The organism is Nonomuraea sp. NPDC050540 (genome assembly GCF_044457485.1).
GTDB lineage: Bacteria > Actinomycetota > Actinomycetes > Streptosporangiales > Streptosporangiaceae > Nonomuraea.
Map to the genome: position 1 here is coordinate 583,829 of NZ_JBITHA010000003.1, position 11,848 is coordinate 595,676.

An 11,848-nucleotide genomic window follows, 5' to 3' on the forward strand; every position below is an offset into this window, starting at 1 on the left:
AGGTGAATCCTCCCGGACGTTATCCACCGCAGACACGTGGTTCAATCCCGGAACATAACTCCCGGGTTGCGATGCGATGTCAAGTGCCTCCTTCAGCGGTGGCGGCGCTTCCAGCGCACCTTGTGCGGCTTGCGGTGGTTGCCGCCGCCGCGGTTCCAGCGCACCCGCTGGTGGCGGGCCTTGCGGTCGCGGCCCGCCTTGCGCTCGGCTGCCTGGGCCTCCTTCAGGCCCGGAGTGAATCCACCGCCGAAGCGTGACATATCCGGATAGACGAAGCCATGGCTTCGCACGTCCCGCAACGCCGACTCCATCGACCGCACCCAGATCGGGCCCGGCAGCGAGGCGCCCTGGACCGAGCCGTAGTACTCATCGCCGATCTGGACGCCGCGCAGCGGGTAGCGGTAGGAGCCCCGGATGTCGCCGACGCTGACCGCCGCCGCCAGGTCCGGGGTGTAGCCGGCGAACCACGCCGAGGTGTAGCCGTTGTTGGTGCCGGTCTTGCCGGCGGCCGGGCGGCCGATGCTCTGGCCCTTCATCGTGCCCTTGCTGAACACCCCGCTGAGCACGTGGTTGACCGCGTCGGCCACGCGCCGGTCGAGCGCCTGCTCGCAGGAGGGTGGCACCGCGGTCCTGCCGATGTCGCCGCCGGAGATCTCCAGGATGGCCTGTGGCTCGCAGTAGCGGCCCCTGGCGCCGAAGGCGGCGAACGAGGCCGCCACCGTCACCGGGTCCATCTCGTTGACGCCGAGCGTGAACGTCGGCACCTCGCGCAGCGCCGTCCCGTCGGCGCGGCTGACGCCGAGCGCCTGCGCGGTCTTGACCACGTTGCAGAGGCCGACCTTCTCCTCCAGCATCATGTAGAAGATGTTGACCGACTGCCAGGTGCCGGTCTCCAGGCTGTGCGGGCCGCCCTTGCCCTCGCCGCTGGCGTTGTAGACGCGGGCGCCACGGTCGTTGACCGCGTTGCCCCGGCAGTCGCGGTAGCCGCTCGCGGGCACCAGCGCGCCGGGCGTCTGGAAGCCCTGGCCGAAGCGCCAGCCCTGCTGCAGGGCGGTGGCCAGCGTGAACGCCTTGAACGTCGAGCCCGCCTGGAAGCCCTGCCCGCCGCCGTGCATGACGTCGGCGGCCAGGTTGAAGGTGGTGTTCGGGCCGTTCTTGCGGTTGCCCGGGTTGTTGCCGAAGCGCTTGCTGGCCGCCATCGCCCTGATGCGGCCGTTGCCGGGCTCGACCATGGCCTCGGCGGCCACCTCGGTGTCCTCCGGCCGTACCTGCGCGGAGATGGCGCGCTCGGCGGCGCGCTGCGCCTTCGGGTCGAGCGCGGTGCGGATCGTCAGCCCGCCGCGGGCCATGCGCCGCTGCCGCTCGGCGGGCGTGTTGCCGAAGACCGGGCTGGAAAGCAGTTCCCGCTGCACGTACACGCAGTAGAACGGATAGGCGCTCTGGGCGCAGCCGCCCGGCTGCGGCGCCAGCTTGATGCCGAGCCTGGTGCCTTTGGCCGCGGCGGCCTGCGGCCCGGTCACCAGCCCGAGCGCGGCCATGCGGTCCAGGACGAGGTCGCGCCGCGCCTTCAGCCGCGCCTGCTGCCTGCGTCCGAGCGAGGGGTCGTTGGCGTACGGCGAGCGCACCGCCCCGGCCAGTGTGGCGGCCTGGGTGAGCGTCAGCTTGGCCGAGGAGGTGGAGAAGAAGCGCCGGGCGGCGGCCTCGACGCCGTAGGCGCCGGCGCCGAAGTAGGCGATGTTGAGGTAGCGCTCCAGGATCTCGTCCTTGCGGTACTTCTCCTCCAGCGCCAGCGCGTACCGCAGCTCGGTGATCTTCCTGGCCATGCTGGGCGCCCGTGCCCGGTCGCGCTCGACCTCGCTCTGCGCGTTCTCCACCAGGATGTTCTTCACGAGCTGCTGGGTGAGTGAGGAGCCGCCCTGCCGGATGCCGCCCGCCTGGCTGTTGGTGATCAGGGCCCGGATCGTGCCCTTGACGTCGAGGCCGCCGTGCTCGTAGAAGCGGGCGTCCTCGATGGCCACGATGGCCTGGCGCATGACCGGCGCGACCCCGGCCAGCGGCACCTCGGTCCTGTTGGCGGTGTAGAACTGCGCGAAGACCTCACCGTGCCGGTCGAGGAGCCGCGTCACCTGGGAGAGCGGCTCTTCGCGGGGGGCGGGCGGCAGGTCGGTGAAGGTCGCGGCGAGGTTCTTGGCCGTGAGCCCCGCGCCGCTGACGGCGGGCACGGCCAAGGCGGCCGTGAGCACCCCCCCGAGAGCCCCCACCACCCCGAGAGCGCCGACGGATTTGAGGACAGTCACGAAGGATGATGTACGACCTGGTGATCAGCGGCAAACGCCCGCTTCCAACTCTTTACCGGCGCCTTTGGATGTTCAATCCGAGCATCTTGAACTGCTCGAAAGGCCGGTGATATCCGCGTTCGATGTGGTGCACCCCGCGCAGCGTGGACTGCCCGTCGGCCACCGCCGCCGCCAGCACCGCGGAGAAGCCGGCGCGGATGTCGGGCAGCCGCACGTCGGCGCCCTTGAGCTGCGACACGCCCCGCACGACCGCCGAGTGCTTGGCGTTGGTGTCGTGGTAGCGGCAGGCCGGTCCGCCCAGGCACTGGTCGAACACCTCGATCTCGCAGCCCATCTCCTGCAGCGCGGGCACGTAGACCAGACGGTTCTCGAAGACGGTCTCGTGGAGCACCGACATGCCCTGGCTCTGCGTGAACAGCACCATGAGCGGCGTCTGCCAGTCGGTCATGAACCCCGGGTGGGTGTCGGTCTGCACCGCCGCCGAGCGCAGGCCCTCGGGCGGCGCGGTCGCGCACAGGTACTCGTCGTTGATCTGGAACTGGGCGCCCATCCTGGCCAGCGTGGTGATCGCGGTGACCAGGCGGTCCTGCGGGCAGCCGTGCACGCGTACCTCGCCGCCGGTCACCAGCCCGGCCGCCAGGTAGGAGAAGGCCTCGATGCGGTCGCCGGCCAGCCACGTCTGGGCGCCGTGCAGGCGCTCGACGCCCTCGATGACGATCCTGCGGTCGGGCGAGAGCTCGATCCTGGCGCCCATCCGCTGCAGGAACAGCGCCAGCTCCACGACCTCCGGCTCCATGGCCGCGTTCTTCAGCACGGTCTTGCCCTCGGCCAGCACCGCCGACATCAGCACCGTCTCGGTGGCGCCGACGCTCGGGTAGGGCAGCACGAGGCGGGTGCCGTTGAGCCGCTTGGCCTTGGCGTAGACGCCGCCCTCCTGGATGTCGACCTCGGCGCCCATCTGGCGCAGCGCGTCGACGTGGAAGTCGATGGGCCGCCGGCCGATCGGGTCGCCGCCGACCAGCGGCACGAACGCCTCGCCTGCCAGGTGCAGCAGCGGGCCCAGCATCAGGATGGGGATGCGGTTGAGCCCGGTGTACTCCTCCGGCACCCTCGGCCGGATCTCCGGCCCCTGCTCGATGCGGATCTCGCCGTCGTCGATCTCCACGTTGATGCCGAGGGCGCGCAGCATGGCGGCGGTGATGCCGACCTCGCCGACCTCGGGCGCGTTGCCGATCGTGCTCTCCCCGGTGCCCAGCATGGCGGCCACCATGTGCTTGGAGACGCCGTTCTTGGATCCCCTGACGACGACGTCCCCCCGCAGCGGTCCGGAGGGATCGATCAGCCAGACCTCTTCATCGCTCATCCGGACATTGTCCCGCGTTACCGGACGCGCTGGTGCGATGTCCGCCTCGGCGTGTTCGGGTAGGTACCGGGATACCATCGAGCGGTTCGGGCATAGTTGCGAGGGAGAGTGGCGTGGTACGGCATGTGCGGTCTTTCGCGGTGACCGTGCTCGTCATGGCGGTCCTGGGGGTTCTGGCCGGTCTGGCCTGGTCGTACGCGGCTCCGCGCGCGGCGATGGCGGTCACCGAGAAGGGCCCCATCCTGGCCGACCCGTCCACGCAGGCGCTCATCGCCGCCGACGGGTGGTTCGCGGCGATCACCGGCGGACTCGGCCTGCTGTGCGGGGCCGCGGCGTGGTTCCGCAACCGGCGCGAGCAGTTGCCCGTGCTCGCCGGGCTCTGCGCCGGCGGCGTGCTGGCCTCCTTTCTCACGCTCTGGGTCGGCTCCGCCGTCACCATCGGCGTGGTCACCGTGGAGGCGGCGGCGCCCGGCCTGAAGGTGGTGCCGGGGTCGCTGGAACTCACCGCGCGCGGGGTGCTCGTGGCCTGGCCGCTGCTGGCCGTGGCGCTGTTCGGCCTGCTCGAAGGCATGCACGGCTACCGCGACTCGGCGTTGCGCAAGCCGTACGGGATCTAGGGGGCCTAGAGGGCGGGGCGGCGGGAGCCGTACCCGGTGGCCTGCTCGAAGGCGCGCGCCACGCGCAGGACGCGCGCGTCGGCGAAGGGGCGGCCGACGATCTGCACGCCGACCGGCAGCCCGTCCGGCGTGAAGCCCGCCGGGACGCTGGCGGCGGGCGCGTGCAGGACGCTGATCCAGTACGCCGAGCGCATCCACGACAGGTAGTCGGGCAGCTGGATCCCGTTGATCTCGCTGACGTGCGGGTCCTCGACCGGGAAGGGCGGCACCTGGCTGACCGGGGCCAGCAGGACGTCGTACCGGTCCCAGAAAGCGGTCATCCGATGGTAGAGGCCGGTGCGCAGGCGTTCGGCGCGGGCCAGGTCGGCGCCGGTGAGCAGGCGGCCCTGCTCGGCGTTCCAGCGGGTGTTGGGGCCGAGGATGTCCAGGTCGGGGAAGGCCAGCGCGTAGTACCAGGCCCGGTAGACGCGGAAGGCGTCGTCGGCGTCGGACAGGTCGAGGTCGACCCGCTCGACGCGGGCGCCGAGTTCTTCCAGGACGCGCGGCGCGTTCGCGGTGACCTCGGCGGTGCGCGGGTCGACGGGCAGCCCGCCCAGGTCGGGGCTCCAGGCGACCCGCATGTGTTCCACGGACTCGATGGGATCGGTGCGGAAGGGCTCGGTGACGGCGAACGGCGAGCCCGGGTGGAACCCGGAGACGACCTGCAGCATCAGCACGAGATCGTCGACGGTCCTGGCCATGGGGCCGGGGACGGCGAGGGTGTACCAGGCCGCCTTGTCGGAGATCGCCGGCACCCGGCCGGGCGTCGGCCGCAGCCCCACCACGTTGCAGAACGAGGCCGGATTGCGCAGCGAACCGCCCATGTCCGAGCCGTCGGCCAGCGGGATCATCCCGGCGGCCAGCGCCGCGGCCGCGCCCCCGCTGGAGCCGCCCGCCGACCTGGTCAGGTCGTAGGGGTTGCGGGTGGCGCCGAACACCTCGTTGACGGTGTGGGAGCCGGTGCCGTACTCGGGCGTGTTGGTCTTGCCGATCGTGATCGCTCCGGCCGCCTTGAGCCGCTGCACGATCAGGTCGTCCTTCTCCGGCACGTGGTCGGCGAAGGCGGGCGAGCCGTACGTGGTGCGCAGGCCCGCGGTGTCCACGAGGTCCTTGTGCGCGACGGGCAGCCCGTGCAGCGGCCCGGCGGGCGCGACGGAGTCCAGCGCCCGCGCGGTGTCCATGGCCTGCTCGGCGGCGAGCGTCACGATCGCGTTGACGCGGGGATTGACCTGTTCGATGCGGTCGAGGTGGGCCTGGAGCAGCTCCACGGCGCCGATGTCGCGGGCGCGCAGCAGCCGGGACATCTCGGTGGCCGTCAGATAGTGCAGATCCGTCACAGGGCGATCCTACGAATCCTCCCCCGGGGGGAGGCGCACCCGCCCGCCCGCTGGCATCGTCGGACCATGGTCAAGGCGCCCCTGAAACCCCGCCTCGTCGCGCTGGGCCTCGACTACCTCGTCATCCTGGGCTGGCTCGCCGTGCTGAGCAGGTTGTTCGGCGCGTCCCTGCTCGCCGACGACCTGCTCATCACCGGCCTGACCCGTCGTGCCGGTCCGGCTCTACCTGAGCGTGGGCGAGGCGCCGGCCGGGCAGCCCACTCTCGGTAAGCGGCGCGCCGGCCTGGTCGTGACCACCGCGGGCGGCGGGCGGCCGCGCCACCCTGCACGACCTGGCCGCCGGTACGCGCGTGGTCAGCCGGTCTTAGCGATCGGGGCCATCGTGGCCCGCGTCAGCCCGACGAGGTTGCCCGGCGCCGTCTCGATCTGCAGCCCGCGCCGCCCGGCCGAGAAGTAGATCGTCGCGAAGCCGAGCGCCGACTCGTCCACCACGGTCGGCAGCCGCCTGCGCTGCCCGAGCGGGCTGATGCCGCCCACCACGTAGCCGGTGACCCGCTCGACCTTCGCCGCGTCGGCCATGGCCGCCCGCTTGCTCTTGAGCGCCGCCGCGAACGCCTTCAGGTCCAGCTTGCCCGCCACCGGCACCACCGCCACCGCCAGCCCGCTCTCCACCTCGGCCACGAGCGTCTTGAAGATCTGCTCGTACGGCAGGCCGAGCGCGTCGGCCGCCTCCTCGCCATAGGCCTGCGCGTTCGCGTCGTGCTCGTACGGATGGAGGGTGAAGTCCGCCCCCGCCGTGGCCAGCGCCACGGTGGCCGGAGTGCCCTGACCGCCGCCTTTGCTCTTCTTGCTCACAGCACTTCATCGTACTCAGGATCTACAATGTAAAGGCGTCAGGGACGGAACGCGCGACCAGGAGTGTGGCCGAAAGCGTGCCGGAAGGCGTCGATGAACGCGCTGGCCGACGACCAGCCGCACCGGTGGGCCACGGTGGTGACCTGGAGGCCCTCCGCCAGCAGGATCAGGGCGTGGTGCAGCCGCGCCTGGGTGCGCCACTGCGGGAAGGTCATGCCGAGTTCCGCGCGGCAGAGCCTGGCCAGCGTGCGGTCGCTGGTGCCCGCCGCCCCGGCCAGCTCCGGCAGCGTACGGTCGCCGGCCGGATCGGCGCGGACCGTCGCGCAGACCGCGGCCAGGCGGGGGTCGCGCGGCGCGGGCAGGTGCACCGGGTGCTCGGGGGCGGGGGAGCGGCGCAGCCGGTCGAGCAGGACGGCGCGCAGCAGCGGGTCCCCCGGCTCCTCGGAGCAGGCCACGATCAGCTCGCGCAGCAGCGGCGTCACGGCCAGGACGGCGGGTCGCTCCAGGCCCAGCGGGTTCTCGGTGAAGCCGATCAGGCGCAGGTCGGTACGTCCGTAGGCACGGTGCTCGTGGACGGTGCCCGCCGGGATCCACAGCGCCCTGTTGCCCGGCGCCACCCAGGTGCCCGCGCCGGTGCTGATGGAGATGACGCCCTCGTAGGGGTAGGCGATCTGGTGGTCGTCGTGCCGGTGCGCGTCGATCTCGCCGCCGCCGGGCAGGGGACGGGTCCCGGTGGGCGCCTCAGGCATGTGCCGCACCATCCGGTCGCCGCCTCCTTCCGGCTGTTTGGCGATTTTCCGGCATATGTTGGCACTTTATCGGAAGCGCGCCACTTGGCGCGGCGGCGACGATCGAGGGGTGCGGATCAACAGGATGGGCGTGCTGGCCGCCGGCCACGCCAGTGTCGACTTCTACCAGGGCGTCGTCCCGGCCATGGTGCCGTTCCTGGTGGCCGAGCGGCACTACGGCTACGTGGCCGCCTCCGGGATCGTGCTGGCCGCCACCCTTCTGTCGTCGGTCGTGCAGCCCGTGTTCGGCGCCATCGCCGACCGGTGGCGGCTGGGCTGGCTGATCCCGGTGAGCATGCTGGTGACCGGGCTCGGGGCGGGGCTGGCCGGCCCGGCCGGTTCGTACCCGCTGACGTGGCTGGCGATCGCCCTGTCCGGGCTGGGCGTGGCGGCCTACCATCCCGAGTCGGCGCGGCTGGCCAGAGCGGCCAGCCAGGGCAGCCATGTGGCGATGAGCTGGTTCTCGCTGGGCGGCAACCTCGGGTTCGCGGTGGCGCCGCTGCTGGTCACGCCGTTGCTGGCCTGGGGCGGGCTGGCCGCCTCGCCCCTATTGGTGGTGCCGGCGGTGCTGGGATGCCTGGTCACGGTGGTGGCCATGCGGTCGGTCGGGCGGGGTGGCGGCGGGAGCCGTACCCGGGAGGGGGCGCGCGACGACTGGGCGGCCTTCGTGCGGCTGGCGCTGGTCATGGGGCTGCGGTCGGTGGGCTACATCGGGCTGAGCACGTTCGTGGCGCTGTACGTGGGCGGGGGAGCGGCGGGCGCGGTCGCCCTGTTCGTGCAGTTCGCCGGTGGTGCGGCGGGGACGATCCTGGGCGGACGCCTGGCCACCCGCCATGGGCGCGTGCGGACGCTGCGGCTCGCCTACGCGGCCGCGGTGCCCGCCGTGGCCGGGGTGGTGCTGGTGCCGGGCCCGGCCGTGTTCCTGTTCGTGGCGGCGACGGGCCTCGCCCTTTACGTCCCGTTCTCACTGCACGTCACGCTCGGGCAGGACTACCTGCCCCGCCACGCCGGTACGGCCAGCGGCGTCACCCTCGGCCTGGCGGTCAGCGTGGGCGGCGTCGCCAGCCCGCTGATCGGCGCCCTGGCCGAGGCCACCTCGTTGCGTCTGGCGCTGGCCACGCTCATCGCGATGCCGTTGCTGGCCTGGTTCCTGTCCCGCCCGCTGAAGGAACCGGCGATCGCCCTGCCGTGAGGCGTTTCGTGACCATGGCCGACGGTGCCCGGCTGTCCACCGAGACCACCGGGCGGCGCGCGCCGGTCGTCCTGCCGCACGGCGGTCTCGGCCTGCTGGCCTGCTGGCCTGCTGGCCCGCCTGCTCGCTGACGGCGCGCACCGCTTCGACCGGCCCGGCCGCGCCCGGTCCTGCTCCACGGCCGCACGCGCCGCCCGGCCGTGGGGCAGGGCGGCGTGCGCGGCCGGTCGACCTGGGTGCGCTGTCCGTGGGGAGCCCTGGAGGCGGGCCTCCGGCGGGTCGCCGTGTCGATGTCCACGGCGTGGGTGACCTTTGGTCTGTCGGCTCCGTGGTGGCGCTGCCGGATGGTCGTCTGCGCGTGGTGGGGGTCTTGCCCGGCGGGAGCAGGCCGGTGGGATGGTGCGGGAGGTTGGGATCCCAGCCCAGGGGAAAAGCTGGGATCCCAGGCCCCCGAGAGGTCCCAGCCCCGGAGGGTGACGGGCTGGGGCCCCGGGTTCGGCGGGGCGTCAGGCTCTGACCGGGCGGCCGGGGAAGGCCGTCGTGACGATCTCCGCGTCCCTGACCACGAAGTCGCCGGCGACGACGACGTGGACGAAACCGGATGAGCCCCGGGCGGTGTCGGTGTAGGTGGCGCGGTCGGTGACGGTCTCCGGGTCGAAGACGGTGAGGTCGGCGTCGCAGCCCACCTGCACGCGCCCCTTGCGGCGCATCGCCGGCACACCGGAGCCGACGACGTCGGCGGGCACCAGCGTGCAACGCCTGATGGCCTCCTGCAGGCCGAGGACGGCGTTCTCGCGCACGAGGCGGCGCAGCGTGCGCCCGTAGGTGCCGGCCGTACGCGGGTGGGTGACGGCGTCGGGGGCCAGCGGCCAGGCGAGGGGGTCGGGCGCGCCCGAGCGCCACAGCAGCGGCACGGCGTCGGTGGCGACGGCGGCGTCGGCGAAGGCGAGCGCCCGCTGGATGTAGTCGAAGGCGGCCGGGTCGTCCTCGTCGAGGAGGTGGACGAACGCGGCGGCTCCCGGGGTGTCGCGGCGGGCGGCGCGCAGGGCCTCCTCGTCGGCCAGGCGGCCCTCGGCGCCGAGCAGGCCGATGGAGTGGGCGGTCAGCCCGCGCCGGTGCAGGATCTCGGGGGCGAGGAAGGCGGCGCCGACGCCGGTCATGCCGGCGCCGTAGGGGTAGGCCTCGGTGGTGACGCGCGAGCCCTCGGCGCGTACCTTCTCCACGAGGCCGAGCACCCGGTCCACGTGCCGGATGGAGGTGCTGTTGACGTGGCAGTAGTGCATGTGGGCGCCGGTCTCGGCGGCGGCGCGCACCACTTCCTCGGCGCCGTCGATGGGCGTGGTGGGGTCCTGCTCGACGAGTTCGCGGGCGTGGGTGTAGGTCGGAAGGTTGTGGCGGGCGGCCAGCGCGGCCACGGCGAGGTATTCGGAGGGGTCGACGCGCGGGGCGTAGCCGACGAGGACGCCGATGCCGAGCGCGCCGTCGGCGAGGTCGCCTTCCAGCATGGCGAGGATGCGGTCCACGACGGGGCGGGCCGCGGGGCGCTGCCAGTCCTCGTGGCCGATGTAGGCGAGGAACTCCTCGATGTCGCCACCGGCCTCCAGCCCGAGGAGTACGGCCATGCGGGCGATGCCCCAGGAGGTGGCGAAGCCGTAGTTGAGCGGCCGGCCCTGCTGGGCGGCCTTGTGGTAGGCGGCGCCGACGGGGTAGGCGCCGGCTTCGAGTTCGAGCACGGTGGTGACGCCGTCGAGGGCCTGCAGGCGGTGGCCGGCGACGTCCATGGTGTGGCTGTGCAGGTCGATGAAGCCGGGGCAGACGACCAGGCCGCCGAGGTCGACGCGGGTCGTGCCGGTCAGCGGCGTCTGGGAGACGGCGCGGATGACGCCGCCGGTGATGCCGATGTCGCGCACGGCGTCGAGGCCGGTCTCGGGGTCGATGGCCCGGCCGTTGGCGAGGACGAGGTCGTACGCGGTCACGCGGTCTCCTTGGTGCCGAAGGTGAACTGTTCCGGGCGTTGCGGGACGATGACGGCGATCAGCGCGGCCAGCACCGTGGTGGCGATGAGCAGGCCGAAGGCGGCGGTGTAGGAGAACTTGTCGACGAGCAGGCCCATGAGGACGGGGGCCAGCACGCCGGCGACCTGGCCGCCGACGTTGACGACGCCCATGCCGGAGCCGACGACGGAGGGCGGCAGCGCGCGGAACGGCATGCCGAGCACGCCCATGGTGGACAGGCCCGCCACGCCCAGGGCGAGCGTCTGGTAGACGGTGAAGCCGATGGCCGTCTCGGCCTGGAGCATGACCACCAGCAGGAGCGCGGTGAGCAGCAGCAGCGGGATGACGAAGAGCCGGGCGCGGTTGTGGAAGTAGCGGTCGAACAGCCAGCCGCCGACGAACGTGGTCGCGCACATGACCAGGCTGGGGACGGCGCTCATGAAACCGGTGCTGATGAGCGAGATGCCGCGTTCCTCCAGCAGGTAGCTGGGAACCCAGGTCATCATCCCGTAGCCGAGCATGTTGGCGGCGCAGAACAGCGCGGCGAACTTCCACACCGACGCCGAGCGCAGCACGAGGGACAGGGGCACGCCCTGCCGCTCGGCGCGGTCGGAGCCGTTGAGGTGGGACGGCAGCGCGGGCGGCAGCATCTTCCACAGCATGAAGCCGATGATCACTCCGGCGACGGCGGTGACCCAGAAGGTGTGCCGCCAGCCGAGCAGGAGGATGAGCGGCGCCACGATGAGCGGGGCCACGCCGGCGCCGAGCTGGTTGGCGGCCAGCATCGACCCGGCGGCGGTGGCGCGGCTCTCGGGGGTGGTGCGTTCCGCCATGGCCTTGAACGAGGCGCCGGGGAACAGTCCCTGGCCGACGCCGAACAGCGCCCTGATGACCAGGAGCGCCGCCAGGCCCCAGGCCAGGCCGGTGAGCGCGGTGAAGATCGACCACAGGACGAGGGAGACCATGAGCTGGCGGCGGGCGCCGAAGCGGTCGGCGAGGATGCCGCCGGGCACCTGGCACAGCAGGTACACCAGGGAGAAGACGGTGATGAGCCAGCCTTGCTCGGTCTTGCTGAGGTCGTATTCGGCACCGATGAACGGCAGGGCGACCGCCATCATGACGCGGTCGATGTAGTCGATCACCCACACGCCCATGAGCAGGCCGACGGTGAGCGCGGCGGTCTTGCGCACCTGCGTCGACGTCATGGTGGGGGTGGTCTCGGCGAGTCCCATGCCGTTGGTTCCTCCCGGGCCTCGAAATCGCTTTCCGTCACCCTCCGCCTCCCGCGTGCGTTTGTGCTTCGTGCTGAACCACCAAGTCGTCGGCCACGCGCTGTGCTGGCGTACAAACCGTCCGCATCGTGGAC

Annotated in this window: 11 protein-coding genes; 4 read left to right on the forward strand and 7 right to left on the reverse strand. The window is 72.4% G+C overall.

All coding sequences use genetic code 11. The features are described from left to right. Nucleotides 1–92: 92 nt before the first annotated feature. The gene (locus ACIBI5_RS12995) at nucleotides 93–2,297 is read right to left on the reverse strand and encodes a transglycosylase domain-containing protein (RefSeq protein ID WP_397246233.1); all 2,205 of its coding nucleotides are present in this window, start codon (nucleotides 2,295–2,297) and stop codon (nucleotides 93–95) included. Between the two features lie 52 nt (nucleotides 2,298–2,349). After that, the gene (gene murA / locus ACIBI5_RS13000) at nucleotides 2,350–3,660 is read right to left on the reverse strand and encodes a UDP-N-acetylglucosamine 1-carboxyvinyltransferase (protein ID WP_184960780.1); all 1,311 of its coding nucleotides are present in this window, start codon (nucleotides 3,658–3,660) and stop codon (nucleotides 2,350–2,352) included. A gap of 113 nt (nucleotides 3,661–3,773) precedes the next feature. Between murA and ACIBI5_RS13005 the strand changes: the two genes are divergently transcribed. After that, complete coding sequence (locus ACIBI5_RS13005) at nucleotides 3,774–4,277, forward strand: hypothetical protein (protein ID WP_397246236.1); 504 nt, start codon at nucleotides 3,774–3,776, stop codon at nucleotides 4,275–4,277. Between the two features lie 5 nt (nucleotides 4,278–4,282). Here the strand turns inward: ACIBI5_RS13005 and ACIBI5_RS13010 are convergent, their stop codons facing one another. Beyond that, nucleotides 4,283–5,653, reverse strand: coding sequence for an amidase (locus ACIBI5_RS13010; protein WP_397246238.1), 1,371 nt, complete (start codon nucleotides 5,651–5,653; stop codon nucleotides 4,283–4,285). 66 nt (nucleotides 5,654–5,719) lie between these two features. Here ACIBI5_RS13010 and ACIBI5_RS13015 point away from each other — a divergent pair, with 66 nt between their 5' ends. Beyond that, nucleotides 5,720–5,923 (forward strand): hypothetical protein, encoded by a 204-nt coding sequence (locus ACIBI5_RS13015; RefSeq protein ID WP_397246243.1) that lies wholly within the window; start codon nucleotides 5,720–5,722, stop codon nucleotides 5,921–5,923. Between the two features lie 84 nt (nucleotides 5,924–6,007). Here ACIBI5_RS13015 and ybaK read toward each other — a convergent pair whose 3' ends face one another. Beyond that, the gene (gene ybaK, locus ACIBI5_RS13020; protein WP_397246245.1) at nucleotides 6,008–6,508 is read right to left on the reverse strand and encodes a Cys-tRNA(Pro) deacylase; all 501 of its coding nucleotides are present in this window, start codon (nucleotides 6,506–6,508) and stop codon (nucleotides 6,008–6,010) included. A 38-nt stretch (nucleotides 6,509–6,546) separates the two neighbouring features. Further along, the gene (locus ACIBI5_RS13025) at nucleotides 6,547–7,257 is read right to left on the reverse strand and encodes an AraC family transcriptional regulator (RefSeq protein WP_397246247.1); all 711 of its coding nucleotides are present in this window, start codon (nucleotides 7,255–7,257) and stop codon (nucleotides 6,547–6,549) included. Between the two features lie 109 nt (nucleotides 7,258–7,366). Here ACIBI5_RS13025 and ACIBI5_RS13030 point away from each other — a divergent pair, with 109 nt between their 5' ends. Together ACIBI5_RS13030 and ACIBI5_RS13035 are read left to right on the forward strand one after the other, a co-directional pair. Further along, nucleotides 7,367–8,488 carry an MFS transporter gene (locus ACIBI5_RS13030; protein WP_397246250.1) on the forward strand — a complete coding sequence of 374 codons (1,122 nt, stop codon included), beginning with the start codon at nucleotides 7,367–7,369 and terminating at the stop codon, nucleotides 8,486–8,488. Then, complete coding sequence (locus tag ACIBI5_RS13035) at nucleotides 8,485–8,619, forward strand: hypothetical protein (protein WP_397246253.1); 135 nt, start codon at nucleotides 8,485–8,487, stop codon at nucleotides 8,617–8,619. The genes ACIBI5_RS13030 and ACIBI5_RS13035 overlap by 4 nt, the downstream gene beginning before the upstream one ends. Before the next feature lie 375 nt (nucleotides 8,620–8,994). Here ACIBI5_RS13035 and ACIBI5_RS13040 read toward each other — a convergent pair whose 3' ends face one another. Next, nucleotides 8,995–10,464 (reverse strand): amidohydrolase family protein, encoded by a 1,470-nt coding sequence (locus ACIBI5_RS13040; RefSeq protein WP_397246255.1) that lies wholly within the window; start codon nucleotides 10,462–10,464, stop codon nucleotides 8,995–8,997. Then, nucleotides 10,461–11,714: an MFS transporter gene (locus ACIBI5_RS13045; protein ID WP_397246258.1), complete on the reverse strand. Its 1,254-nt coding sequence runs from the start codon at nucleotides 11,712–11,714 to the stop codon at nucleotides 10,461–10,463. Before ACIBI5_RS13045 ends, ACIBI5_RS13040 begins: the two co-directional genes overlap by 4 nt. Between the last annotated feature and the right edge of the window lie 134 nt (nucleotides 11,715–11,848).